The 25,891-nt window shown below is 58.1% G+C and carries 21 protein-coding genes and 3 tRNA genes; 19 read left to right on the forward strand and 5 right to left on the reverse strand.

The genetic code is table 11. From position 1 onward, the window contains the following. Positions 1–9 precede the first annotated feature (9 nt). A complete protein-coding gene (locus ACI0FJ_RS15035) occupies positions 10–795 on the reverse strand; it encodes an SAM-dependent methyltransferase (protein ID WP_424304713.1) in 786 nt (261 codons plus the stop codon). 413 nt (positions 796–1,208) lie between these two features. On the opposite strand from ACI0FJ_RS15035, the gene ACI0FJ_RS15040 reads away from it, so the two are divergent. From ACI0FJ_RS15040 to ACI0FJ_RS15050, 3 genes are all read left to right on the forward strand, one after another. Continuing rightward, complete coding sequence (locus ACI0FJ_RS15040; protein WP_424304714.1) at positions 1,209–2,720, forward strand: sodium-dependent transporter; 1,512 nt, start codon at positions 1,209–1,211, stop codon at positions 2,718–2,720. A 1-nt stretch (position 2,721) separates the two neighbouring features. After that, the gene (locus ACI0FJ_RS15045; RefSeq protein WP_424304715.1) at positions 2,722–2,823 is read left to right on the forward strand and encodes a MetS family NSS transporter small subunit; all 102 of its coding nucleotides are present in this window, start codon (positions 2,722–2,724) and stop codon (positions 2,821–2,823) included. A 757-nt stretch (positions 2,824–3,580) separates the two neighbouring features. Further along, positions 3,581–4,783 (forward strand): MFS transporter, encoded by a 1,203-nt coding sequence (locus tag ACI0FJ_RS15050; protein WP_424304716.1) that lies wholly within the window; start codon positions 3,581–3,583, stop codon positions 4,781–4,783. Positions 4,784–4,949: 166 nt separating this feature from the next. Here the strand turns inward: ACI0FJ_RS15050 and ahcY are convergent, their stop codons facing one another. Beyond that, positions 4,950–6,377: an adenosylhomocysteinase gene (gene ahcY / locus ACI0FJ_RS15055; RefSeq protein ID WP_424304717.1), complete on the reverse strand. Its 1,428-nt coding sequence runs from the start codon at positions 6,375–6,377 to the stop codon at positions 4,950–4,952. A gap of 20 nt (positions 6,378–6,397) precedes the next feature. Further along, the gene (locus tag ACI0FJ_RS15060; protein ID WP_424304718.1) at positions 6,398–7,318 is read right to left on the reverse strand and encodes an ArsR/SmtB family transcription factor; all 921 of its coding nucleotides are present in this window, start codon (positions 7,316–7,318) and stop codon (positions 6,398–6,400) included. A 169-nt stretch (positions 7,319–7,487) separates the two neighbouring features. On the opposite strand from ACI0FJ_RS15060, the gene ACI0FJ_RS15065 reads away from it, so the two are divergent. The 12 genes from ACI0FJ_RS15065 (at position 7,488) to ACI0FJ_RS15120 (ending at position 18,321) form a co-directional block, all read left to right on the forward strand. Continuing rightward, positions 7,488–7,985: a DUF721 domain-containing protein gene (locus ACI0FJ_RS15065; protein ID WP_424304719.1), complete on the forward strand. Its 498-nt coding sequence runs from the start codon at positions 7,488–7,490 to the stop codon at positions 7,983–7,985. A gap of 15 nt (positions 7,986–8,000) precedes the next feature. Continuing rightward, positions 8,001–8,390 (forward strand): hypothetical protein, encoded by a 390-nt coding sequence (locus ACI0FJ_RS15070; protein ID WP_424304720.1) that lies wholly within the window; start codon positions 8,001–8,003, stop codon positions 8,388–8,390. Positions 8,391–8,461: 71 nt separating this feature from the next. Continuing rightward, positions 8,462–8,536 (forward strand) — tRNA-Gln (locus ACI0FJ_RS15075). A 3-nt stretch (positions 8,537–8,539) separates the two neighbouring features. Further along, positions 8,540–8,617: transfer RNA gene (locus ACI0FJ_RS15080), tRNA-Glu, on the forward strand. Between the two features lie 63 nt (positions 8,618–8,680). Next, positions 8,681–8,758: transfer RNA gene (locus ACI0FJ_RS15085), tRNA-Glu, on the forward strand. Positions 8,759–9,162: 404 nt separating this feature from the next. Beyond that, positions 9,163–11,550: a DNA topoisomerase 3 gene (locus ACI0FJ_RS15090; protein ID WP_424304721.1), complete on the forward strand. Its 2,388-nt coding sequence runs from the start codon at positions 9,163–9,165 to the stop codon at positions 11,548–11,550. Positions 11,551–11,867: 317 nt separating this feature from the next. Continuing rightward, a complete protein-coding gene (locus tag ACI0FJ_RS15095) occupies positions 11,868–14,264 on the forward strand; it encodes a Lon protease family protein (protein WP_424304722.1) in 2,397 nt (798 codons plus the stop codon). A 113-nt stretch (positions 14,265–14,377) separates the two neighbouring features. After that, a complete protein-coding gene (locus ACI0FJ_RS15100; protein WP_424304723.1) occupies positions 14,378–15,148 on the forward strand; it encodes a hypothetical protein in 771 nt (256 codons plus the stop codon). A gap of 46 nt (positions 15,149–15,194) precedes the next feature. Beyond that, entirely contained in the window at positions 15,195–15,692 is a 498-nt protein-coding gene (locus tag ACI0FJ_RS15105) for a LysM peptidoglycan-binding domain-containing protein (RefSeq protein WP_424304724.1), read from the forward strand. 126 nt (positions 15,693–15,818) lie between these two features. After that, positions 15,819–16,985, forward strand: a complete 1,167-nt coding sequence (locus ACI0FJ_RS15110) for a potassium channel family protein (protein WP_424304725.1) — start codon at positions 15,819–15,821, stop codon at positions 16,983–16,985. Next, positions 16,982–17,512, forward strand: a complete 531-nt coding sequence (locus ACI0FJ_RS15115) for a cyclic nucleotide-binding domain-containing protein (RefSeq protein ID WP_424304726.1) — start codon at positions 16,982–16,984, stop codon at positions 17,510–17,512. The genes ACI0FJ_RS15110 and ACI0FJ_RS15115 overlap by 4 nt, the downstream gene beginning before the upstream one ends. Further along, positions 17,509–18,321, forward strand: a complete 813-nt coding sequence (locus ACI0FJ_RS15120) for a septal ring lytic transglycosylase RlpA family protein (RefSeq protein ID WP_424304727.1) — start codon at positions 17,509–17,511, stop codon at positions 18,319–18,321. Before ACI0FJ_RS15115 ends, ACI0FJ_RS15120 begins: the two co-directional genes overlap by 4 nt. A gap of 167 nt (positions 18,322–18,488) precedes the next feature. Here the strand turns inward: ACI0FJ_RS15120 and ACI0FJ_RS15125 are convergent, their stop codons facing one another. Next, complete coding sequence (locus ACI0FJ_RS15125; protein WP_424304728.1) at positions 18,489–18,791, reverse strand: integration host factor subunit alpha; 303 nt, start codon at positions 18,789–18,791, stop codon at positions 18,489–18,491. A 347-nt stretch (positions 18,792–19,138) separates the two neighbouring features. On the opposite strand from ACI0FJ_RS15125, the gene ACI0FJ_RS15130 reads away from it, so the two are divergent. The 4 genes from ACI0FJ_RS15130 to ACI0FJ_RS15145 all read left to right on the forward strand — a co-directional run bounded on the left by ACI0FJ_RS15130 (position 19,139) and on the right by ACI0FJ_RS15145 (position 23,825). Next, the gene (locus tag ACI0FJ_RS15130; RefSeq protein WP_424304729.1) at positions 19,139–20,185 is read left to right on the forward strand and encodes an elongator complex protein 3; all 1,047 of its coding nucleotides are present in this window, start codon (positions 19,139–19,141) and stop codon (positions 20,183–20,185) included. A gap of 39 nt (positions 20,186–20,224) precedes the next feature. After that, entirely contained in the window at positions 20,225–21,184 is a 960-nt protein-coding gene (locus ACI0FJ_RS15135) for an aspartate carbamoyltransferase catalytic subunit (protein ID WP_424304730.1), read from the forward strand. Continuing rightward, positions 21,181–22,458: a dihydroorotase gene (locus ACI0FJ_RS15140; protein WP_424304731.1), complete on the forward strand. Its 1,278-nt coding sequence runs from the start codon at positions 21,181–21,183 to the stop codon at positions 22,456–22,458. The genes ACI0FJ_RS15135 and ACI0FJ_RS15140 overlap by 4 nt, the downstream gene beginning before the upstream one ends. A 698-nt stretch (positions 22,459–23,156) precedes the next feature. Further along, positions 23,157–23,825 carry a Crp/Fnr family transcriptional regulator gene (locus tag ACI0FJ_RS15145; protein ID WP_424304732.1) on the forward strand — a complete coding sequence of 223 codons (669 nt, stop codon included), beginning with the start codon at positions 23,157–23,159 and terminating at the stop codon, positions 23,823–23,825. Between the two features lie 158 nt (positions 23,826–23,983). Here the strand turns inward: ACI0FJ_RS15145 and ACI0FJ_RS15150 are convergent, their stop codons facing one another. Further along, on the reverse strand, positions 23,984–25,879 hold the full coding sequence (locus ACI0FJ_RS15150) for an aryl-sulfate sulfotransferase (protein WP_424304733.1): 1,896 nt from the start codon (positions 25,877–25,879) through the stop codon (positions 23,984–23,986). Positions 25,880–25,891: the final 12 nt, after the last annotated feature.

Consider the following 25,891-nt stretch of genomic DNA (forward strand, 5'->3'; position numbering starts at 1 on the left):
GTGTGTGCGTTACTCGGGTTTTACGGCAATCACGTACCCGAAGCTGGTCCAGCGGCCATTATCCACGGCCAGGGTTTTGGGGTCGCCTTGTGGGTCTTTTTTGCAGAACGGGTCGTGCAGCGCGAATTCCATCCACCAATCTTGGGCGTCGGGCGCGTACCCGCTTTCGATGACTCTGAAGCCCGCGCGTTCCACGTCCGCAACGGTTGCGTGGATGTCGCGGAAGCATTCCTTCCATGGGAATTCTTCCTGCGAAACATACGGTTCCAGGTCTGCGGGCAGGGGCACGTCCAGGTGCATGGGCTCGCCCAGTCCGAACACGCCGCCGGGCCTGAGTACCCGGCGAATTTCTTCGAGGCAGGCCAGGTAGCCGGCTTCGCCCTGCATCCCGCGCACCATTTCCAGCGCAGTGGTGGAAAGGGCGAAGTCGAAGGATTCGGAGGCGAAGTTGGTATCGGGCACGCCGATCTTTTGCGCCAGCACAGAGCTTGCAACGCCCCATGCCTGCGCGTTGCGGCGTACGTGTTCCACCATGGGGTCGCCCTGCATGCGGTCGTCCCATGGGTCTATGGCAAAGACGGAAAGCCCGTATTCCTTTGCCAGAAAGCAGCTCTGGACGCCCCGGTTGCAGCCCACGTCGAGCAGTCGGGCTTTCGGCAATCGGGCTTTCGGCCCCATGCCCATTTTCTGGGCCATGAAGTCGCTCAGTCGCAGCCCGCCTGGGCCGCTGCATTCCATATATATGGCATCCAGGTCGGTGTATTTTGTCGATTTGCTGTAGTCTATGCGCGTCATTGGACGGCTCCTGTTGGTAGTAAGGTATACGAACGGGCAATCGCCCAATCGCCCGGACTCATGGTCAACAGGAAGTCTCCGCCCGCTGCGGCGTATGTAAGGCAACGTGTATCCGTGTTGCTACGGCAGCGGACGGATTACGCTGCTATGCTCTTTCTCATGAAATCTCCGGTAAAAAGAGGTGTGCAATGCGGGCTTGAGCCCGTGTTTGATCCAATGCGCACCGTATAGCAAGCTCGGCAAAGGGGCGCAAAGTATTTCCGTATTCGTAAAAACGGTTTGTCGGTTCGTGCATGTGCTGCGCAGGCAGGGCCACGGACAGCTGGACGTCCGCCTTCCGATTCAGTATCCCAACTGCTTCAGTATCCCAACTGCCGAACCTCGTTGAGAATAAATGCACCCAGGAGTTGCGCATGAGCCAGGAGAACAGGGACCAGTGGATATCCCGCAAGGGGTTTATCTTCGCCACCGTAGGCGCTGCCATCGGTTTGGGAAACCTGTGGCGGTTTCCTTTTCAGGCCTACAACAACGGCGGTGGCGCGTTTTTGCTTCCCTATTTCTTCGCCTTGCTCACCGCTGGCATCCCGCTGATGATCCTCGAATACGGATTCGGCAGCCGGATGAAGAGTGGCGCGGCCTACGCCTTTTCGCGTCTGGGACGCCGCTTCGAGCTGCTGGGCTGGTGGCAGGTGATGATTCCCCTGATGGTGATGATGTTCTACTCCTCCATCGTGGCCTGGAGCCTCAACTACATGCTCTACTCCGTCAACCTCGGCTGGGGCGACAACCCTGGTAAATTTTTCGGGGTGGACTTTCTGCACGTCAGCAACAGCCCCTTTCATCTGGGTGGGGTCAACTGGCCCATTTTGGCCACCACGGTCGTGGTCTGGTTCTGCAACTGGTTCATCACCCGCAACGGTATTTCCAGGGGCATAGAAAAGGCCTCGCGCATCTTCACGCCCCTGCTGCTGTTGCTTATGATCGGCTTCATGATTCGCGGCGTCACCCTGGAAGGTGCCAGCCTCGGCCTGGACTATCTGTTCAAGCCCGACTTCAGCGTGCTGCTCAAGCCCGAGGTGTGGGTCTCGGCCTATGCCCAGGTCTTTTTCTCGGCCACATTGGGCGTGGGCGTGATGATCGCCTACTCCAGCTATCTGCCCAAAAAATCCGACATCGTGAACAACGCCTGCATAACCGTCCTGGCAAACTCCAGTTTCGACATCATTGCGGGCATTACCGTGTTCAGCACCCTGGGATTTGTGGCCCACTCCATGGGCGTGGAATTCACCGAAGTCGCCAAGGGCGGCCCCGGCATCGCCTTTGTGGCCTTTCCCATGGCCATTTCCCAGATGCCCGTGGCCAAGTCGCTCATCGGCGTGCTGTTCTTTTTCTGCCTGTTCATTGCCGGGCTTTCGTCCAGCATCTCCATGCTGGAATCGTTCTGCAGCGCGGCCCTGGACAAATTCAACATCTCCCGCAAGCGGCTCATCACCATTGTCTCCCTGCTGGGATTTGCCGGTTCGGCACTGTACACAACGGGCGCGGGCGTGCTGATTCTGGATATTGTGGACCACTTCGTGGGCAACTACGGCATTGCCACCTGCGGACTTTTGGAAGCCTTTATCATCGGCTGGTTCTACAATGCCTCCAAGATGCGTGCGGAAGTCAACGAGTACTCGGACTTCAGGATCGGCGTGTGGTGGGAATACTGCATCAAGTACCTGACCCCGGCGGTGCTGGGCTACATGACCGTGATGAACATAGTGGAAGAGTTCACCCGGCCCTACGGCGGATATCCCATGGCCGCCATTGCGGCATTCGGCCTGAGCGTGGCCGTGGGCATGCCTGTGGTGGGCTTTCTGCTGACGCTCAAGTCCTGGCGCAATCTGCGTCGTTCACCTTTGGACCGGCAAGGAGCCATGTAATATGAGTACCCCTGCAATCATTATGATGACTCTGGGCTGCGGCATTGTTCTGGTCGGGCTGGTGGGGTGTTTATTCATGGCGTGGAAGCGCTCCCGCCGCTAAGGCTGTCGGTAAAGGGCTGTTAGCGGCGTTGCTGCGGGCAATCGATACCGCATTTTCATTCTCGCGTGAACGGCACGATAGCGGCGTTGTTGCGGAAAATTGATATCGCTTGTGTACATAAGAGTACACGTCGCGAATCAATTTCCCTGACGCCTTGCTCTCGCACCGTTCCCACGAGAATGGTGCAGTGAGGCTAAGGGAAAGAAGAGAAACACCTCGGAATTCTGGGGAACAGCACGATAGCGGCGTTGCTGCGGACAATTCCCAACCTCTGGTGCGCTGCCCGTTTGTTCGGTTGACATTTTGCCGTTGGCGTTGTCTTTTAATAAAGCTTTGCAGGATGTATGGACATCCTTGCCAAGGACTGTTTTTCAGAACTCTTTCCTCCCTCAAAAAGGTGTATGCCGATGCATCAGCATCGTTTGAACGTTTCTCCTCCTCCTTCCATTTAATGGGAGGAACGCCGCGCCCGGCCTCTGGCCGCGAGTGACTCGCCCTGTGTGACGGGCCGGGTCCCTTGTTTCTTTGTGCGTCCGGCTTCCCCTTATCTTATTGTCTCCGGCTTCTTGTTCCGTTTCTGTTTTTCGTAGCAGGCTGCGTTTAGCGGTTTGGAGATTGCGTTTGCACGCTTTTTCCGTGGGAAAACAGCCGGACAAGACGGACTCAGACGCTCTCCTGTTGTCTTTGGACAACAGACGGGAAGCATACAAGGCCCTGCCGCGTATCGATGTTGCGGCAGGGGCCATGGGACGTCACCATGAAACGATTCATACCTTTGGCCGGGCTCTGCCTGGCGGTTTTTCTTATAATGACAGGCATGGGCCTGGCCGTAGTGGCCCTGCCGGAAAAGTATATTCAGGCCTCCGGCACCCTGCGGAATTCCGGTTGGCTGGCCTCGGTATTTGCCGTGGCCTACCTGCTTTGCCAATACCCGGTGGGACGCCTTGCGGACAGCCGCGGATACCGGGGCGTGGTTGCGGCAGGCTGCCTGCTGATAGCCTTGTCCGCAGCCCTGTTCTCCATGGCGCAGACACCCATGTGGATATACGCGGGGAGGTTCATCCAGGGGGCCGGGGAGGCGCCAGTATGGGCTTCCGCCCCTGTGCTGCTGGCGCGGCTGTACCCGGAAATGAAAGGGCGCGTCATGGGCCTGTACAATGCCTTTTTTCATATGGGGCTGATGTTCGGGCCGGGACTTACAGCGGTGCTGCCCGCCAGTGCATGGCAGGGCTGGCTCGATCCCTTTATAGTGTTTGGCGTGCTGAGCCTTGTGGCAATGGTGCTGGTCTTGTACGTGGTGCGCGAAACAGACAGCGGCAAGGCTCGTCCGCAGCAGTCGGCACAATGGGTGAGCGGGCAAAGCGGCCCGGCCCAGAGTGGTTTGAAGAGCAACGCTACAACACCCATGACCGAGGAGCGGAATTGGGTAGTGCGCATTTTCTGCGGCGTGCCGGTCTTCGGGGCCGTGTACGGGCTGCTCGTAAGCTGCATTCCCGTCTACCTGAGTGCGGAAGCAGGCTGGCACCAGGGCCGGATAGGAGCTTACTTCTTTGCCGTATATGGGGGCATTGCCCTTGCGCAACTGACGGGAGGCGTTCTTTCCGACCGCTACGGCCGACCATTCTTCATGTCTGGCGGGCTTGCGCTCCTGGGGGGCGGACTGATCGGCTTTGTCCATGCTCCTGCCGCATTCTGGCTTGGCTTTTTCGTGACCATCGGCCTTGGCGCGGGGACGTTTGCCGTCTCCTCCATGGCGTTGCTGAATGAAGTCAGCGCGGAGCATCGCAAGGGAACAGTCTCCGGCGTCTACTACCTGCTGTGGGGATTCGGCTATTTTGCCGGTCCCTTGCTGGGGAATTATCTGGGGCTTTTTTGTGTAGCTACAGGGCTGGCGATAGGTGCTTTTGTTTTGTCGCCCCTTTCGATGGCCCTGCCTAAGGTGCTGATAACGGGCCGATAGCGTCGTTCTTACGAGAATGGTGGTAAGGAGGGTAGATAGGGGAAAGAGAGAAAAAAGTACGGCTGTATTTAAGAAAGAATAAAGGTTTTTGAGGGTGGAGGGGGTGTGGGGGAGGAGGGAACTTTTGCAAAAGTTCCCTCCTCCCCCGCCTTATATCCGCTACATTCTAATAGCGGTAGTGATCGGCTTTAAACGGACCTTCGACTTTCACGCCGAGGTAGTCGGCCTGTGTCTGGGACAGCTTGGTGAGCTTGGCGCCCAGACGGTCCAGGTGCAGGCGTGCGACTTCTTCGTCCAGGTACTTGGGCAGAACCATAACCTGGGGTTTGTAGTCGTTCTTGGCCAGATCGATCTGGGCCAGAACCTGGTTGGTGAAGGAGTTGGACATGACGAAGCTGGGGTGTCCGGTGGCGCAGCCCAGGTTCACCAGGCGGCCTTCGGCCAGCACGATGATGGTGGTGCCGGTCTTTGTGTTGGTCCAGATGTCCACCTGGGGTTTTACTTCGTTCTTTTCCCAGTCCTGGCTTTTTTCCAGGTAGGCCATTTCGATTTCGTTATCAAAGTGCCCGATGTTGCAGACGATGGAGTCCTTTTTCATCTGGTTCATGTGCTCGCCGCGGATAACATGGTAGTTGCCGGTGCAGGTCACATAGATGTCGGCCACGGGCAGTGCGTCTTCCACGGTGGTTACTTCGTAGCCTTCCATGCAGGCCTGGAGCGCGCAGATGGGGTCGATTTCCGTAATCAGCACGCGTGCGCCGAGTCCGCGCATGGCCTGGGCGCAGCCCTTGCCCACGTCGCCGTATCCGCAAACCAGTACGACCTTGCCGGCCACCATGACGTCTGTGGCGCGCTTGATGCCGTCGGCCAGGGATTCGCGGCAGCCGTAGAGGTTGTCGAATTTGGACTTGGTAACGGAGTCGTTGACGTTGAAGGCGGGGAAGAGCAGCTCGCCTTTTTCCATCATCTGATAGAGGCGGTGCACGCCGGTGGTGGTTTCTTCGGACACGCCGCGAACCTTTTCAGCGAACTTGGTCCATTTGCCCTTGTCGTTTTCCAGGTTGGCCTTGATGCGTTTGACCAGGGCGACCCAGTCGGAAGAATCGTCGTCCACGTCGAGCACGGAGGCGTCTTTTTCTGCCTTTGCGCCCACATGGATCATCATGGTGGCGTCGCCGCCGTCGTCCACGATGAGGTCGGGGCCGGAGCCGTCGGGCCAGGTGAGGGCCATTTCCGTGCACCACCAGTATTCGTCCAGGTTTTCGCCCTTCCAGGCAAAGACCTTGGCGGTACCGGCTTCGACAATGGCGGCCGCGGCATGGTCCTGAGTGGAGAAAATGTTGCAGGAAGCCCAGCGCAGGTCGGCGCCCAGTTCATACAGGGTTTCAATGAGCATGGCGGTCTGGATGGTCATGTGCAGGGAGCCCATGATCTTCAGTCCCTTGAGGGGCTTTTCCTGGCCGTATTTGGCGCGCAGGGCCATGAGGCCGGGCATTTCGTTTTCTGCCAGGTCCAGTTCCTTGCGGCCCCAGGCGGCGAGGCTTTTATCGGCTATTTTGTGGTCCAATGTAAGGTCAAGAGGTTGTACAGACATAGTGTCCTCCTCAAAGCTTTTTACGGTTGTTTTTTTACGGCTTCGTACAAAATGAAAACGAGGCCGGTTTCCAATTCGAAACGTGTGAACTTGGGTTTTTCAAAGCCCGCATCGCACAGCCATTCCGTCATTTCCTCGGGGGTGAAGCCGAGCCAGCGGTCGCCGTGGCGCGAGCGGAGATCTTCGCGGTTGTGTTTTTCCAGCTCTCCGATGATAAGTGTGCCCCCGGGTGCGAGGCTTCGGGCGGCTTCGGCAATACCCACCTGGGGTGTGGACAGGTGGTGCAGTGCCAGGTTGATAATTGCACAGTCTGCCTCGCGGTCGCGCAGGGGCAGGTGTTCCAGGTCGCCGATGCGCAGGCTGGCCCAGGTGTCGCCGGGCAGGCGGTTGCGTGCCAGGTCGAGCATTTTCTGGGAGTGGTCCACGCCGATGACCTCGTTGCGCGCCCGGTCCTTGAGCAGGGGCAGCAGTGCGCCCGTGCCGCAGCCCAGGTCGGCGGCAATGCTGCACCGGGGCAGGCGTTTGGCCAGTTCGGCGGCCATGTCGAAATTGCCCAGGATTTCGCGGGTAAGCCGCTGCCAGTCTCCGGCCACGCTGTCGAAAAAGCGCATGCTGGCCAGGGCCCGTTCCTCCACGGCGCGTGATGCCGCGTCGAGGTCCTGTCCTCCCTGCGCGTTGTCGGGCATGAAGGGCTGGATGGCCTTGAGAAAATCGTGCCCTTCGCCCTGGTCTGCGGTTTTGTAGTACACCCACAGCCCGTCGCGCCGGGTGGAGAGCAACCCGCATTCCGAGAGTTTTTTCAGGTGGTGCGAAATGCGGGACTGGCCCATGCCCATAACGGCCACAATTTCACCCACATTAAGCTCGTAACGGTCGAGAATGCGGAGCAGGCGGAGCCTGGTGGCATCGGAAAGTGCTTTGCTGAGTTGTAGAAGTTCCATAGATAATTGTATCAATAAATGTTGATTTATTAAGTCGTGGTAGTATTGATTTACCTCTTCGTCAAGAAGAAAGCCAGCTTTATCAAAGTAAAATTAAACAACGCATTTTGTTGCCAGGGCGGTGGGTTGGCCTTATACGGTAGAAATGCGACGCAGGAACAAAGATCCCATGGCCTGGTTGCGTTTCAGGCCGGACAAAGTGCGCGGATTCCGGGAAGGCAAGCCCACGGCCGCGTCTTCGTTGGTGGGGCCCACTCTGGGGCCGGACACGGAGCGTCGTTTTGCCCTGGTGCGGCTGTGGCGGGACTGGCCCCGCGTGGTGGACCCGGCCATTGCCGAGATGGTGCACCCCTTGAAAACGCGCAAGGGAACCCTGGTTTTGGGCGCGCACGATTCTCTGGTTATGCAGGAAATTCATTTCCTTGCACCGGAGATTTTGCAGGTGGTAAATGAGTTTCTGGGAGAAGAATTCTTTGACAAAGTGGTCTTTGAACTGATAAGCGGCAAAATCCCGCTAGCCCGGGGCTCTGAGCCCAAAGGGAATATGGCCGCTCCAAAGGTCGATCCCCCCGGGAAACTGGGCACTTTGCAGCATCTCCTGGAAAGCGACTCGGCGATTGGAAGAAGTTACCGCGCCTATGTCCGCCGGTTTGCCGGGAAGATATAATTTCTGGAGGAAAAAATGAGCGAAGAAACTAAGACTGAAGAAACTGCAGAAGCCACTGAAGAACAGCTCACCCTTGAGAGCCTTGATCTGAAGAAGCCCCTTGACAAAATGACCGTCAAGGAACTTCGCGAACTGTGCATCGACAAGTTCTCCAAGTTCATCGTTGGTGCTTCCGGCATGGACAAGGAAACCCTGCTTGCATCCATCAAGGACGTTCTGGGCATTGAGGACGAAGAAGAGCCCAAGCCCGCCGAAGAAGCCAAGAGCAAGATTCGGGAAATCAAAGATCAGGTAAAGGCTCTGCGTGCGGAAAAGGCCAAGGCCGAATCCCGCAAGGCTGTTGAAATTCTGCGCAAGAAGATCAACCGTTTGAAGAAGCAGACCCGTCGTCTGGCAAAAGTTTAAGTGGTGCGCAAATTTTTTTAAAAAAGTATTTGACAGCCCACTCACTTTGAATTAACTACGCTTTTCCGCGTTGGGGAATCGTCTAGTTGGCAGGACGACGGATTCTGGTCCCGTTAACCTAGGTTCAAATCCTAGTTCCCCAGCCACGCGTCCCTATCGTCTAGCCTGGTCTAGGACACCAGATTTTCATTCTGGGTACCTCGGTTCAAATCCGGGTAGGGACGCCAACGTGATGAATAGCCCTGGTCTGCGGACCAGGGCATTTTTAAATACAGACCTTACTTTTCCGTGTCCCTATCGTCTAGCCTGGTCTAGGACACCAGATTTTCATTCTGGGTACCTCGGTTCAAATCCGGGTAGGGACGCCACTGAATATAAAGCTCTTCTGGCTAAAAAAAGCCCGAAGGGCTTTTTTTTGTTCAGTCGGCTGAAAAAGGTCTGTCTGCTTCGTTGCTGCGGAAAATTCAAGCCGCTCGTGTACATAAGAGTACACGTCGCGTCTTAATTTCCCTGGCGCCTTGCATCCAGGCCTTTTTGAGCCGCCTGTGTAAGAAGGGAGGAAGAAGCCCTGCCTGGGTAAGAAGGTTGTGAGGGAAGAGGGGAAAGCAAAAGACAAATAGCCTGTTGCTTTTTCCAGCGCTGCTTCAGCGCGGGGAAAAGCATGGCTGTGGGTCCAGGGCCATCATGGCCCTGGCGGGGTACGGGGCAGCGCCCCGCTTTCTCTCATTACCTTATATGGACAGCCGAACCTGCAACTGCTACCCATCCGGAAGTGAACAAACGAACTCTTATTATTGCTGAAAAGCCCTCTGTGGCGCGCGACATAGCCAAGTTTCTGGGGATTAGCGGAAACGGGCGGGGCGGGCGCATAGACGGGCCGGACCATGTTCTGACCTGGGCCGTGGGCCATCTGGTCAATATTGCCGAACCCGAAGTGCAGGATGCGCGCTGGAAGGGGCGCTGGTCACTTGGTCAGCTGCCCATGATTCCGCGTCGTTTCGCGCTTGCCGTTCTGGAGCGGACCCAGGATCAGTTCGAGGTGGTCAAGAGCCTGCTCAATGCCGAGGACGTGACAGAGGTGGTGAACGCTACCGACGCCGGGCGCGAGGGCGAGCTGATTTTCCGCCGCATCTATATAATGGCGGGCTGTACCAAGCCCATCCGCCGTTTGTGGGCCAGCGACATGACCGAGGAAGGGCTGAAAAAGGCTTTTGCCGGCATGATGGACGGCGAGGAAAAGCGCAATCTGGGGCTGGCCTCGTTTGCCAGGGCAGAGGCGGACTGGCTGGTGGGCATGAATTTTTCGCGGCTGTTCACAGTGCGCGACGGCGGCCTGGTTTCCGTGGGCAGGGTGCAGACCCCGGTGCTCAAGTTGCTGGTGGACCGCCGCCGGGAAATAGAGCATTTCACTCCCAGGGATTTCTGGACCGTGGAGGGCGTGTTCGCGCGTCCGACCAAGCTGGAGGGCGAGGAGGCCGAGCCGTTCAAGGCCGAGTACTACCTGCCGCCGGATTTCAAGGAGACCCGCCTGGACTTGGAGGCCGATGCCCTGGCCGTGCAGGCTCGCTGCATGGGCGGGCAGGGCACGGTGCTGGGCGTCACCAGCCGTCGCGGCACCCAGAAGCCGCCTTTGCCGTTCGACCTGACAACATTGCAGCGCGAGGCCAACAGCCGCTACGGGCTGTCTGCCAAGGATACCCTGTCCATTGCCCAGTCCTTGTATGAAAAGCGCAAGCTGCTGACCTATCCGCGTACGGATTCGCGTCATCTTACCAAGGATCTGTTCAAGGGCATCGTCAACCATCTGCGGGCCGTGTACCCGCACTTCCCGGATATCGCCACGGTGGCGGGCAATGCGGTCAAGGACGCCAAGGCCAAGTTCGAGTGCGTGAACGACAAGAAGGTCACGGACCACCACGCCATCATTCCCACCACGCGCAAGGCCGATCCCAAGGCGCTGTCCGAGAACGAGTGGGCCATTTACGAGATGGTCTGCCGCAGGTTGTGCGCGGCGCTCATGCCCAAGGCGCAGTTCGGCTCGTCCACGGTGTGGATAGAGGTGACGGCCAACCCTGCCGCGGCTGGCGCAGAGCCGGAAAAAGCCGGTGAGGACGTGGACGGCGATCGTTTCAAGGCCACGGGCAAGATTTTCAAGGACAAGGGCTGGCTGGTGGCCGAACCATGGCGCGCGGCCAAGGACAATCCGCTGCCTGCCCTGAAAAAGGGGCAAAAGGTGGACGTCTGTTCCGTGGAGCAGATCAAGCGCCAGACCAAGGCTCCGGCCCATTTTACCGACGCTTCCCTGCTGGGAGCCATGGAAACCGCGGGCAAGCTGGTGGACGACGAAGCCCTGCGCGAGGCCATGAAGGAGCGCGGGCTGGGCACTCCGGCCACACGGGCCCAGACCATCGAGACACTTATTTCGCGTGGCTTTGTGGACAAGGACAAGAAAAAACTTATTGCTTCTGATAGAGGCTGCGCTGTTATCAGCGCGGTGACGCGCCAGCTGCCCGAGGTGGCTTCGCCCGAACTGACCGGGGACTGGGAAAGCAAGCTCAAGTCCATTGAGGCGGGCAAGCTCTCGTACCCTGAGTTCATGAACGAGATACGGGCCTTTGTGCACCAGGGCGTCATGGCGGCCAAGTCCGGGCGCAGGCCGGGAAGCGCGCCTGCTCCGCGTCGATCTCGTGGACCGGAAGGGCGGAAACCGGACGGGCGGGAACCGCAGGACCGCAATCGTGGCTCGGAACGTGGTCCGGAACGTGGTCTGCAAGGGGCGGCGGGGAATGCCCCTGGTAATGTCCCTGGCAATGCCCCTGGCAACGGGCCGGAGAACGCCCCTGACAATACTGCGGATACCGACCAAAGCACCGAGTCCGTACACCAGGGCGAACCATTGGGCGCGTGTCCTTTGTGCGGCGGCAATGTGGTGGAGGGCGAACGCGGATACGGCTGCGCCAATTGGCGGCCCGAGGCGGGCGCCTGCCCGTTCGTGGTCTGGAAGGAATTTTCCGGAGGCACCATACCGCGCCGGGCCGTGCGCGATCTGCTGGCCAAGGGGCGGACCTATTCCCGTTTGAAATTCGTTTCCAAAGCGGGCAAGCGGTTCAACGCCTTCCTCCGTTTGGCCGGACAGAAGTTGGAAATTTTCTTTGAGTAGCAGCGCCTATCCTTAATATATTTGGAGAAGGGCGTGCGAAGGGCAGCACGGCGACGGATGACAAATCGGTTGCGAGGTCGTAAACTGGAGGCTCGTCGTGGGAAATGTCCTTAGGAAATATCGGGGGAAATATTTTGTGTGCTGAGTTCGCCTTGTGCCGCTGATGACGGGCGAAACGCGCAACATACATTGTTTTTTACAACGCAGGGCAGAATATGTCCTGCGCCAGCCGGGAGGAGTTCTTCCGGCACATATTCTCGGGCTGTGTCCGGCAACGGGCGGGGTTCGGGGCTGAAATCTTGAGCATTGAGGTATGCATGAGCAAATTGAAGCCACTGCCTTCCGGCAAGCTGCGGCTGCGTCTGGATCCGGAACGTATCAAATATGAGGATTCCACCCGGATTCCGCACGGCGGAAATCCCGCCGGGCAACAGCCCAGGGCCACGCACGCCTTTGAATTGGGCCTGCACATCAAGGGAGGCGGCTACCATATTTTCGTTTCCGGAGAGACCGGCCTGGGACGCACGTATTTTGTGCGGTCTGTTCTGGAAAAACGGGCCAGGAAAAATCCCACGCCGCCCGATTGGCTGTATGTGGAAAATTTCGAGGACACGGACCGCCCCATGTACATCGAGTTGCCGGCAGGCAAGGGGCGGCAGTTCCGCCACGATCTGAACAAGACCGTGACCGGCCTGCGCGAGGATATCCATGCCCGGCTGGAGGAGGAGACCTTTCAGAAGGAACAGGAAGGGCTGATCCATCAGTTCAAGACCTGGCGCGAGAACGTCTATTCCCAGATGGAAGACGAGGCCCGCAAGGAAGGCTTCAGCCTGAACATCATGGAAGAGGGCAACCTGACCCTGACCCCGGTGCTCAACGGCAAGCCCGTGAGCCAGGACGAGTTCGACCAGCTGGACAACGAGACCAGAAAATCCCTGCGCCATGTGCGCGAGGGGCTGCTCACCTCGCTCACCACGCTTTTGCGCCGCATCCAGGTGAAGGAACGTCGCCTGAAGGTGGACGAGGAAGACCTGGAACGGAAAATGGTCACCGAGACCATTGACGAGCATCTGGCTCCGCTGCGGGAAAAATACCAGGGCAACGGCAGGCTGGAAAAATATCTGAAAATGATGCGCGACGATATTCTGGAAAATCTCGTGCAGTTCACCACGCGGGAAGACGCCGCCCCCCAGCCGGGGCAGGAGCCGCACCACGGCAGCGAGGAGTTCTTTTCCCGTTACAGGGCCAACCTGTTTGTGGACAACAGCGCCATCAAGGGCGCACCCCTGATCGTGGACGACCATCCCACGTTTTTCAATCTGCTGGGCTGTATCGAGCGCGAAAGCGAACTGGGGGCCATGTACACGGACTACTCGCTCATCAAGGCGGGAAGTCTGCACAAGGCCAACCACGGCTATCTTGTTCTGGACGTGGCCGACGTGCTTTCCTTTACCGGGGCATGGGAAGGTTTGCTTCGCGCGCTTCGTTCACAGCTGGCAAGGGTGGAAGACCCGTCCGATCAGGATCAGGTTCGTACCCGCACTGTGGAGCCGGAGCCCATTCCCCTGGACCTCAAGGTCATACTCATTGGTTCGGAAGAAGCCTACGAAACCCTGCTCTACCACGACAGCCGTTTCAGCAAGCTGTTCCGCATCAAGGCCCACATGCAGGACACCACTGTCTGGAACGCGGCCAATATCCGTCAGTATATGCGGGAACTGGGCGAGATTGTCCGAGACGACGACCTGCTGCCGTTTTCCCGTTGCGGGCTGGCCGCACTGGTGGATTTCGGGTCGCGTCTGGCCGAGGACCAGCGCAAGCTCTCCCTGGAATTTCCCCAGCTGCGCGATCTGATGATAGAGGCTTCGGCCATGGCCTCCATAGACGGGCAGGACATGGTGGACGCCCGGACCATCGACCGGGCACAGTCTGCGCGCGATTTTCGGGCCAACCTCTATGAAGAGGAATTCATGGCCGATTACGACAGTGAAATCATCAAGGCGCCCACCAGCGGCTTGGCCGTGGGGCGGGTGAACGGGTTGGCCGTAACCTATTACGGCGACTACGCCTTTGCCCTGCCGCACCAGATTGCCTGCACCGTGGGCGTGGGCGAGGGCGGGGTTATCGACCTGGAGCGCGAGGCCCAGTTGGGCGGCCCCATCCATACCAAGGCCATGATGATCCTGAAGAGTTTTCTGCTGGGCCAGTTTGCCCACAACAAGCCTCTGGTCATGGCCGGGAGTTTGTATTTTGAGCAGAGCTACGCCCATGTGGAGGGCGACTCGGCTTCGGGGGCGGAGCTGGCGGCGCTGCTTTCCGCGCTGGCCGATGTGCCCATCGACCTTTCCTATGCCTTTACCGGCGCGGTCAACCAGTCGGGCACGGTCATGGCCGTGGGCGACGTGACCCGCAAGGTGGAGGGCTTTTACGAAGTCTGTCGCCGCCGCGGGCTGACAGGCAACCAGGGCGTTCTGCTGCCTGCGGACAACGTGGTCAACCTGGTGCTCAAGCCCGAGGTGCTGCGCGCGGTGGACGAAGGCCTTTTTGCCGTCTACCCTGTAAAGACCATTGGCCAGGCGCTGGAGATCCTTACCGGGCTCAAGCCGGGAACGCGGCGCAAGGACGGAACATTTACCAGAGGTTCGCTTTTCGACCTGGCGGACCGGCGTCTGCTGGAGCTGGGGCGCAGGGCGCATACGTTCCGTAAAAAATAGTTGAGAGCGTGTGTATTAATAGGTAGCCAAATTGGCGTGCATGTTGTTTTGTTGACATTGTCAAAAAACGATTGGTCTGCCTGAACAAAGAGCAAGGATGGACTGCTGATCTCATGTCCAAAGAGTGGATTCGACAAAAACGCCCGGAATTTGTGCGCGACGTGGTGCGCGAATTCTGCGTGGCGAACAAGGCCCTTGAGGAACAGTTCGCCTACTTTGACCGATTTCAGCGCCTGGATTTTGAAATCCTGCGCGATCTTCTGGGGGGCCAGAACAGCAAGGGATTGCTCTGGCGGCTCAAGGATACGGCCCACCATCTCTTCCGCAACGACCGGGAGGTGCGTCTGGTGGGCGAGTTTCTGGACTGGGGGCTGGGCTACATCTTCCACGAGACCATAAAGCTGAAGGAAGACGCCTACCAGCAGCAGGCCTATGCACCATGGTTTCGGGAACTGCAGGCCATGGACCTGCCCCGCGAGGAATCCATCATCTGCCAGGAGCTCTACCAGGTCATCACCCAGACCAGGGAGAGCATCCATCGCGAGATCAAGCGGGTGCGCTTCATCATGTTCCATTGCCGCCGTCTGTTTCCCATCTATTTGGCCTCGCACAGCGAAAATCCGCTTCTGGCCCGTTTCTTTTTTGAAAGCCGGGAATTGGTGAAGCATGTTTTTGGACGTGACGAAAAAAGGCTTTTATGCCATATATATGGCGAAACTCCTGAAATCCTGCCTATTCTGGCTTCTCAAAGCTACCGCAGGGGGGGGTGGATAGACTTGGCGGAGCAGGCCGTGGAGGCTGCGGAGAAGCTCAATCCGCAAAGTGTTCTCGTATTGCAAGAGAAAGAAATTGTTGATAACTGGAAGCGGAAACTAAAAGTTTGATATGTAAGCCAAAGCGGTGCATCCAAACTATACTGGAGGACGTGAGATGAAAAAATTTGGATTTCTCGTGCTGGCACTCGCCCTGATGATGTCCTGGGGATGTGCCAAAAAGACAGTTACTTCTGAAGCTCCCAAACAGGAACCCGCTGCACAGGAAGAAGTTGTTGTGCAGGAAGAACAGGTTGTTGTTGAAGAGCAGACTCCTGCTCCGACTCCCATGGAAATTTACGAACAAACCTACGGCTCCCTGCCCGCCTCCCACACCGTGGTCAAGGGCGAGTGCCTGTGGTGGATCGCAGAATATCCCCAGATCTACAACGATCCGTTCATGTGGCCCCTGGTCTACAAGAGCAATCGTGACCAAATCAAGAATCCCGACCTGATCTACCCCGGTCAGGTGCTGAGCATCCCCCGCACCGGCATGACCTTGGCCGAAGTGAAGGACGCCCGCAAGCAGGCCGGTGCTTCGTGGAAGGCGCTTGATCCCGCCGCCACCGCCAATCTGCCGTCCAACATCCGTCAGGAACTGGGCTACGGTTTCTAGCCTTTCGGAGTTGGCCCAATAAGGCATCAAGGGCGTTTCGACCTATGGTTGAAACGCCCTTTCTTTTCATGGAGCGGAAAAACACCCGCTCCGATTGCACCGTCCGAATAGGGAGATGCGACGCCGATGCTTTCTCGCCTGCTGACATGGTTCAAAAGCCCGCTGGCCAAATTGCTGGCCATCACGTCGCTGCTGCTTGTGGGCAGTTCGGTGGGCTTTTATTATCTGGAGCTGGTACAGGACGGGGAGACCGGTTTTCTCGGCGCGCTGTGGTGGGCGGTGGTCACCCTGACCACTGTCGGGTACGGCGATCTGGTTCCCCATTCCGCTTGGGGGCGCGTCCTTGGCGTGGTGGTAATGATTTCCGGCATTGGTCTGGTCTCCACCCTTACAGGCAACCTGGCCTCGCTGCTGGTTGAGCGGCAGGCCCAAAAACGCAAAGGGCTTCTGACCGTGAAACTTTCAGGACACATCGTCATCCTCGGCTGGAACCCCTATGGCGCGGACCTCATCAAAACGTTGCTGCGCACAGGCGTGCTGCGCGAAACCCACGTGGTGCTGGTCAACGACCTGGGGCAGGAACTGCGCGACGAGCTGGCCTACCGGCTGGATGTCGGCGAAAAGCTCCATTTCGTGCGGGGCAATCCCACCCAGGAAAACGTGGTGCACAAGGCCTCTCCGGCCCAGGCCAGGGTGGTCTACATTCTCAGCCAGTCCGGGCTGGATGCCAACGACGCGGACCAGCAGTCCATCTATACGGCCCTGACCATCCGCAGTCTGGCCCCGAAGGTGCCCATCTACGGGCAGGTCTCCATGGCGGAGAACAAGGAGCACCTTATCCGGGCGGGGGTCAACGAAACCCTGGTGCCCGGCGAAATGGTAAGCCACATTCTGGGGCTTATGGGGGCCAACCCGTCCTACTGGTCGTTTTTCAAATCCATGCTCGGCCTCAACGGACAGGCGCGGCTCGACTTCCGGCCCCTGTCGCACGAGGAACGGCGGCTGGACTGGAAGACCTTTGCGGAGCGCATGCGCCAGCGCGACGGCTCCCTGCCCATGGCCCTGTGCCAGCTCAGCCGGGAGCTTTCCCTGGACGACCTGCTGGACGAGAGCGCGGCCCTGGACCAGTTCATCAAGGAACTTTTCGAACTTTCCGGCCAAAAGACCGACCTGGGCAGACAGGGACCAAGCGTTCAGGTCAATCCCGCGGACGACCTTTCCCTTGACGGGTACGACGCTGTCCTGTTCCTTACCGGCGAGGGCGGCGCAGCCAAGGCGGGAGGCGTACTTTGAAAGAGATCAGCTGGCCCGACATCCAACTTTTTTCCGGCATGACGCCGGAACAGATAGATACCATCCGTCCCATTTTCTTTACCCGGGAATACCAGGCCGGACAGACGCTCATCGAAGAGGGGGAGATGAGCGACGAAATGTTCGTGCTGGTAAGTGGCCGGGTGCGTATCTCAAAATCCATGCTCATCAAGGGCATGAGCCTGCCGCTGGCGGAAATGACCAATCCCCGCAAGGTGTTGGCCACCCTGGATGAGACCCATTACCCCACCTTTGGGGAGATGGCGCTGCTCGACCGGGATACCCGCTCCGCCACCGTGGAGGTGGTTGAGGACTCCAGCTTTCTTGTCACGGACCGCAGCCGTTTTTTCGCCCTGGTGGCTTCCCACCCGGACGTCGGCTGCAAGATACTCACCGCCCTGGGCAAAAGCATGGCCGGAATGGTCCGCAAAGCCAATGTGGACATGGTCAAGTTGACCACTGCTCTGGCTCTGTCGCTGGGCAAAAAAATCGGTGGCTCCCAAGAATGATTTTTCCCTCCCCCCTGCGCGTCCGTTGGAAGACGGGCGCCATAGTGTTTTGTGTGTGTTGCCTTGGACTGCTCCTTTCCGGATGCGGCTCCAAAAAATATGTCCCCTCCACCCCGCCCACATACAAGGGCTCGTCGCACATGGCCTCGGCTCCGCCCCAGGCGCGGACCTCGTCGGGCAAGCTCAAGGGCACGTACAAGCCCTACACCATCCGGGGCGAGACCTACCATCCCATGTTCAGTTCGGACGGGTATCAGGAAACCGGCATCGCCTCCTGGTACGGCAGGCAGTTTCACGGCAAGCGCACGGCCAACGGCGAAGTGTACGACATGTACAAGTACACCGCGGCCCATCGTCTGCTGCCCATGAAAACCAAGCTGATGGTGGAAAACCTGGAAAACGGCCGCACCGTACAGGTTATGGTCAACGACCGCGGACCGTTTGTGGATACGGACAAGCGCATCATCGATCTTTCCTATGCCGCGGCCAAATCCCTGGGCATGGATACCACAGGGCTTGCCAGGGTGCGCATCCACAGCCTCGGCAAGGTGAAGGGCATCCACAACGGCGACCTGAGCGGCACCTTCTATGTGCAGCTGGGGGCGTTTACCCAGGCTTCCAATGCCAGAACCCTGGCCGACAAGCTCAAGGCCCTGGGGTATTCCGGCACCAGGATAGAACAGGCCGACGTGGACGGCAGAACCTTCTGGCGTGTGCAGGCGGGTGTCTTCAGCACCTATTCCAGGGCACAGTCTGGCAAGGCAAAGCTGAAAGCCGATCATCCTGGAGCGTTTGTAGTTGCCCGGTAGCTGGCAGGAGGGCGCTGCTTGAAAAGCGAACCAACCTGTTTGGACAAAATAAAAAATCCCGCCCGGAACTTCCGGGTGGGATTTTTTGTGTCGGGCCGCGCAGGATTATCTCCTGCATTGCTGCCCGCTTATACGGGGGAATCCCCGAGAGAGCTGATCAGATAGCTTTATTCTTCTTCTTCGCCGTTGAGTTCGCAGCGGAACTTGCGCGAAAGACGGAATACCACAACCTTGCGCGGAGGCAGGGTGATGGATTCGTTGGTTTGAGGGTTGCGTCCCTTTCGGGCGTTCTTTTCATACGCTTCGAATTTTCCGAAACCGCTTATCAGGAGACTGTGGTCGCGCTTGATGGAATCCTTCATGATGGTCAGCAGGGTTTCCACGTGGCTTTTGATTTCAGCTCGGTTCATTTCCACCTGTTCGTAGATGGCATCAACAATTTCCGCTTTGGTAAGAGTCTTATGCTCCATGTTCCCTCTCCTGCACAGATACGCCTGTTGTTGTGAAAGCTACGTATCTGCTGCTATCCGAAAGAAACCACGACCGGGCCTGAACTTCTCCACGAGACAGGCTCGACGTTCGAGAGTATGATCCTGCACAGGCGTTTCTTTCGGGTGTCTGTATTTCGTGCCATTAACCCAATGCAATAGATGTTTGCCGCGTGACTATCCCCGTTATGACGGCATCCCGGAACCAGATTCCCACAATGGTCGCCTATTGTGAGTGGACAGTATGGCAGGCAAACCGTTTAGGCAAGTCCTGAGTCGTAAATTGCGGGTTTGTATGTAGTTTTTTCCAAATCGATAATCAACCGGATATGAGCTTGACCGAAATTCGTTTTTTCCATCCACGAGCTGAACGCCGCCAAACCCGCATTTTGCCGTTATTTCTTCCGCATGCGGGATGCAAAGGGCATTGTTTGTTTTGCGATCAGTGTGCGCAAACAGGACAATGCACAGCGGACTACGACAAGGCTTTGAATTTTTTAGTTAAAAAATTAGACGAAAACCGGGAACGCTGTGGCCCACCCTTGGAGGTGGGATTTTATGGCGGAACTTTTACGGCTTTGCCCACACCCTGGCCGGAGCGGTTTACTGAATTGGCTGGAAAATACAAGTCCGAAGGGGTGGTGGAAGCCATCCGCTGCTCCACCCGGCCCGACGCCTTTGACGAAAACCAGCTGCGCAGACTGGCCGACCTGGGCATGGACCGCGTGGAACTGGGCATCCAATCGTTCGATACCGAGGTGCTGAGGGCCTGCGCCCGCGGGTACGACCGCGAGACCGCGCTGCGGGGCTGCCGCCTTGTCCGCCGCTGCGGTTTGCAGCTGGGCGTGCACCTCATGCCCGGCCTGCCGAAATCCAGTGCGGAAATTTTTCGCCACGACGTTGAACAGCTCATCCACATGGACGTGCAGACGGTGCGCCTGCACCCCACGGTGGTCCTGGCCGGGACCGGGCTGGATAGGCTGTACCAAAAGGGGGACTTTGTGCCGCTGCCCCTGGACGAGGCCATAGACCAGCTTGCCCAAGCCCTGCTGCCCCTGTGGCGGGCCAATATCCAGGTCATTCGCATGGGGGTTGCGCGCGAGGACGGATTCATCAATAACATGGTGGCCGGGCCATGGCACGACGCCTTGGGCCAGCGGGCCTCCTCCCTTGCTCTTTTCAGGTTTTTGCGGCAAACGCTCTTGCAGTCGCAAATTCCGGCGAACAGCCTGGAGACCCTCCTGGTACCCAAACGCTTTGAAAGTGACACCAGGGGCTGGCGAAACGAGAACATCCCGCGCTTTCAAGCTATTGGAATCCCTCTGGAACGTATTGGATTCTGGGACAAAACATTCTTCTTGTTGCGCTCTCGGTGAACAGGTACATTTTCGTGAACTTCAACTGCGGGGCACGGCATGTCGGAAGAAAAAAAACGAACCTGGCATCATAAAGACCTGCTCGACGTGGACCAACTTTCCACGGACGATGTAGGCATGATTTTCGAGGCAGCGCGGTCGCTGCAGGATATCAACTCAAGGCCCGTTAAAAAGGTCCCCACACTCAGGGGCCGAAGCGTGGTCCTTTTTTTTGCGGAACCCAGTACACGCACCAAGACGTCCTTTGACGTTGCCGGTAAACGGCTTTCCGCAGACACCTTTGCGCTAGCCAAAAGTTCCAGCTCCCTTACCAAGGGCGAAACCCTCAAAGATACCGCCCTGACGCTGCAGGCAATGAACCCGGATGCCATTGTCATCCGCCATTGGGCCAGCGGCGCGGCAAAGTTTTTGGCGGAACGGCTGGAATGCTCCATCATCAATGCGGGCGACGGCTGGCACGCTCATCCCACCCAGGCGCTGCTCGACAGCTTCACCCTTTCGCAGGAATGGGGCAGCATCGACGGCATCAAGGGAAAAACCATTCTCATTTTGGGTGACATTGCCCACAGCCGCGTGGCCCGTTCCAACGTGCAGCTGCTCACCAAGCTGGGCGCAAAGGTCCGGTTGTGCGCGCCGCGCACCCTGCTGCCGGCCTGTGTGTCCGACTGGCCTGTGACCGTGCACTACGATCTGGACGAGGCCGTCCAGGGCGTGGACGCCGTCATGTGTCTGCGTTTGCAGCTGGAACGCCAACAGGCTGGATTGCTGCCCGACCTGCGCGAATACTCCGTCACCTTCGGGCTTTCCCCCCGCCACATGGAAATGGCTGCGCAGGGTGCCCGCATACTGCATCCCGGCCCCATCAACCGGGGCGTGGAAATTTCTTCGGAATTGGCCGACAGCGCCGAAAGCCTCATTCTGGATCAGGTGGCCAGCGGTGTAGCGGTGCGCATGGCTCTTCTTTACCTCTATATCACCTGTACGGAGTGCACCCAATGAGCGTCCCAGATCTTGTAGTACGCAATGCCCTGTGGATGGGCGATCTCGTGGACGTCATGGTGCAGGAAGGGCATATTCTGGGCGTTGCGCCGTCCATGCCCGATGCCGACCGCCACGGCGGCCATACCCTGGATGCCAAGGGGCTGATGCTGCTGCCCAGCTGCGTCGATGCCCACGTGCATCTGCGCGAACCCGGCTTCGAGTACAAGGAAGACATCGCCTCGGGCCTGCGCGCCGCAGCTCACGGTGGAATAGGCCATGTCATGGCCATGGCCAACACCTCGCCGGTCAACGACGACTCGTCCGTGACCGACCTGATGCTGGGCCAGGCCCGCAAGCATCATCCGCACGGCCCGTTCCTGCATCCCATCGGCGCGCTCACCCGCGACCTCAAGGGCGAGCAGCTCGCGCCCATGGCCGAACTCGCCAAGGCCGGATGCGTCGCCTTTTCCAACGACGGCCAGCCCGTGCTCAACTCCGAGTACTTTCGCCGCGCCATGGAATATGCCGACACCATCGGCAAGGTCGTCATCGACCATTGCGAAGACCCCTTCATGGCACCTGCCGCAGGCATGAACGAAGGCGCGGTCAGCTCCCGCCTGGGCCTGCGAGGCCAGCCCTGGGCTTCCGAAGCCGCACAGGTGGCGCGCGACATTCTGCTGGCCGAGTATCTGGGCATTCCCATCCATCTGGCCCACATCTCCTGCATCGGCTCGCTCAACCTTATCCGCGAGGCCAAGGCACGCGGCGTAAAAGTAACCGCCGAGACCTGTCCGCATTACCTCTTCCTTACCGAAGAGGCCGTGGAAGGCTACAACACCGCCGCCAAGGTCAATCCGCCCCTGCGCACCCGGGCCGACCTGGAAGCCATGCGCGAGGCCATCAAGGACGGCACCATAGACATCCTTGCCACGGACCACGCGCCCCACGCTTCCCATGAAAAGGAAGTGGAATTTCAGGACGCGCCCTGCGGCATCTCCGGCCTCGATACCGCGCTTTCGCAGACCTACTCCCTGGTTCGCGACGGCCTGCTGGACATGCAGCGCTTCGTGGAGCTGTGGTGCTACGCCCCGGCCGACATCTTCGGCCTCAGGGTCTGCCACTTCCTGCCCGGCGATCCCGCCGAGTTCTGCCTGTTCGACCCGGATGCCAAGTGGACCGTCAGCCCGGAAACCATGTGCTCCAAGGGCAAGAACACTCCCCTGCTCGGCCATGAACTCCAGGGCCGCGTGGTGCACCACTACATGAGCGGCGTGGAAGTGTTGAATAAGTAAAAGTAAGATTTTGCCTCCGGCGGCCGGGGGAGATGATCTCCCCCGGACCCCCGCGATATGTGTAACGCAAAAGCCCTGGTCCAAGAGCTACGCTCTCGGACCAGGGCTTTTGCGTTACACAGGGGGGATGGAAAGAGCTAGGCAAAGCAAGTTGGCTTCCTAGGGAAGGAACTGGAAGGAGGCTTTTTTTCTTGATTCATCAGTCTTTGGGGCTTGGTTGTTTGCAACGTTTCGTGCGCCCATCCAGTCCCCATCACCAATGGCGGAGTATTCGCCACGTCCCGCAGGGCGTGGCGCAACTGCGGCGGTGCGGCTGCAAATGCGGCCTGCGATCCTATGGCGCAAGGGTGCTGCCTCACCCACCTTGGTACGAAGAGGTGGCAAAGACGTCTTGCCAGATACCTGCGGCCCCTTAGGTTGGAAGGGGAGGGGAAGGTGTCGGAAACAACCGGGGGAACCTGGCAGTTATCAGGTTCCCCCACTGTTTCTGACATAAAAACGGGACCTATAGATGGAAAATAACTCAAGGGAACCGCGATTCCCTGTACCCCTCCACCTCCTTTCTTATTCTTCTCTTTTCTTTAATTGAAATAATTCCCTCTCCCCCGCACCAAGCCCCCCCAATTCACGAAAAATTCAAAAGATGCGCTTTGTGCAGAATACATATATGTACTTTGTTAACAGCAAGTTGAGGCAACATGTTCTGGCACGAACTCCCGCATATCGATACGTTCAAATCCATCGGCCGCCATACCCGTTTCGACAAGGGTGAGGCACTCCCTTTGGGCCAGAACGTCTATTTCCTCGAGCGCGGCCTGGCGGCTCTGACCATGCTCACGCCCTCGGGCGACGAAAAGGTCTACATGTATTTCAAGTCCGGAAATCTTCTGGGCTTCATCCGCTTCACTTTGCCCCAGGAACTCCTTCCCAGCAGCTACATTTCCATCAACTGCAATTCCATTGTCGCCAAATCGCCTCTCGAAGTGTGGGGAATAGATAACAAAATTTTCTTTCAGGAACTGGAAAACAATCCGACACTGTATAAGGACCTTTCCTTTTCCATTTCTCAAAATCTTTCCAACGTGCTCGAACACTCCTATTGGCTGGCCAGCAAAGACGCCAGCACCCGCCTCTGCCTCATGCTCGTCAACTTCATGGAGGAGCGCGAAGGAAAGCTTGTTCTGCCCCGTTGCTTCACCTACCGGGAAATGAGCAACTTCCTGTCCATCCATACCGTCACCATCGCCAAAATATGCAAGATCCTGGTGGACCAGGGCGTGCTTGAGCGCAACGGCCACTGCGTGCACATTGCCGACCCGCAACGCCTCCATCAGATCGCCAGGGAAGAAACCACCCTGAACTACTAATTCACCTCCGTAAGTTCGGTTGTTTAAAAAATCCGGCCACACCGCGTGACCATTGGCTGTAGAACATAAAAAGGCGCTCCCCCATGCAGGGAAGCGCCTTTTGTGACGTGTATTGCGAAGTACCGTCCGGCAGACCGCTTTCGCGGGCCGGGATGGACTTATTCAGCCACCGTGATGGTGACGCCCAGATTGTACTTCTTCTCGTTGAGGATCATCTTGACGGCGAACGTGCCGGTAAATCCCAACTTGCTGATGTTCATGGACACGCGACGGTCATCCGCCTCCATGAACGATCCCACGCACATGGCCAGCGCCGGGCGGGCCGTGGTGGAGATGTAATAGTTGTGCGCTTCCTTTTCATTTTCCAGGCAGAGCATGAGCAGGTTGCCCTTTTCGAACCTTCCGAAAAAGGTGAAACGGTCTTCCTCTTCCACAATCTTGACCTGATTCCAGGCGGAAGGAGCTTCCTGGGTTTCCTCGGCTTCGGCCACGGTGTCGAACTCGGGGGTCACGTCCAGGCTGCCCACTATCTTGCCCTGTCCCAGGCACAGGTTGTCGCCGTCGTGGTACAGGGGGAGTTTTTCGGCCCGGTAGAACTGGGACGGCAGATGCATCTCGTACATGACCACATCGTCCTTTACTTCCACCGTGATGCTGCGCTGCTCGTGCGTGGGGTCTTCGGGATCGAGGAAAGCGGGCAGCAGAAGTTCCGAAGCCATGCCGTCCACGTAGCCGATGCCGCCGGAGTGCACCAAGTAGTGCCCTTCGTCGTAATATTCCACGTTGCAGATGTAAGGCGAGTAGAAGTGCTGGCCGCGTTCCTTGCCGTACTGCCAGACCTGTTCGATTTCCATTTTATCGGTATCGATGCGGTAGCGCACGCCACGGGAGAAGTTGTCCCGGTTCTTGCGGTAGTTTTCTTTTTTCTTGGCGCGCCAGTGGCCGTTGTCGAAGCACATCACATCGCCGGTGGGGGTGATGAGGCAGGCGTGCTGTTCGTACTGCCAGTCGAAGTTTTCCACATCGCCCACGGGGGTGAAGAAATACTTCTTCACCAGCTCTTCGGGCCAGCCTTCGGGGTCGCCCAGCATCCAGTTCAACTCACCGCTCTCGTAGTCGATGTTGATGATGATGTCCTGGTGGCGTCCGGACAGGGACAGGGAATTGGTGGGCTTATCGTACCACACGGCATTGCAGTGGAACCAGTCGCGGTCGCTCCAGCTTCCGGACTTGCCCTCTTCGTGGGGCAGCAGGGCGGAGATGTCCCAGGTGCGCAGGATTTCGCCGTTTTCCCTGTCGATGAGCACCAGCATGTCCTCCACGGTGTCGCGGTGGAAGTCCTGGGTCAGCACCAGCAGGTTGCCGTCTTCCATCTCAAACTGGTCGTGATGGTAGTTGCCGGGCAGGCGGTATTCCTTGATGATTTTGCCGGTCATGGCAATTTCGCAGATACCAGCGGTGTGGTAGGGCACCCGCGAGTAGCGGTACGAGCCCACCAGAAGATTGCCGTTGGAGATGCGTTTCATATCGAAGACAAAGTTTTCCGCCAGGGTCCAGCGGCAGTCTCCGTTGTAGTCGTACCCGGCGGGCAGGGATTTGCCTGCGGCCGATACAAACATCATGTTCCCGTCCATGTATTCGGGCGTGGTGACGATGTTGGTGACTTCCCGGGTAAGCTCCGGCAGGGCACCTGTGGTGACGGTCAGGGTAACTTTTTCGCCGTTGTCCAGCTCCACGTCCACCAGGTTGCCACATTCCTTGTACAGTCCCAGAACCGGCAGAATATGCTCTGTGGCGGGGCCGAAGGTCTTGCTGATGTTGGCCACGGATGTCTTGCCATGCACCGTGACGGTGGCGGACACGGGTTTTTCCGTACGGAACAGAACCAGGGCGGCCAGCGGGTTGATGAGGTAGGGATTCACCACAACCAGGGGCTTTTCCAGGGTGTACTCGCCCTTGGAAAAATCGGCCATGAACGCGGCCTCGTGTTCATTCTGCTGAGTGACCAGATGGTCGATGCGCTCGTACTGCATTTTCGGTTCGTTGTAAGACATGTCTTTCTCCTT

It is taken from the genome of Desulfovibrio sp. 7SRBS1, from assembly GCF_049723905.1.
Taxonomy (GTDB): Bacteria; Desulfobacterota; Desulfovibrionia; order Desulfovibrionales; family Desulfovibrionaceae.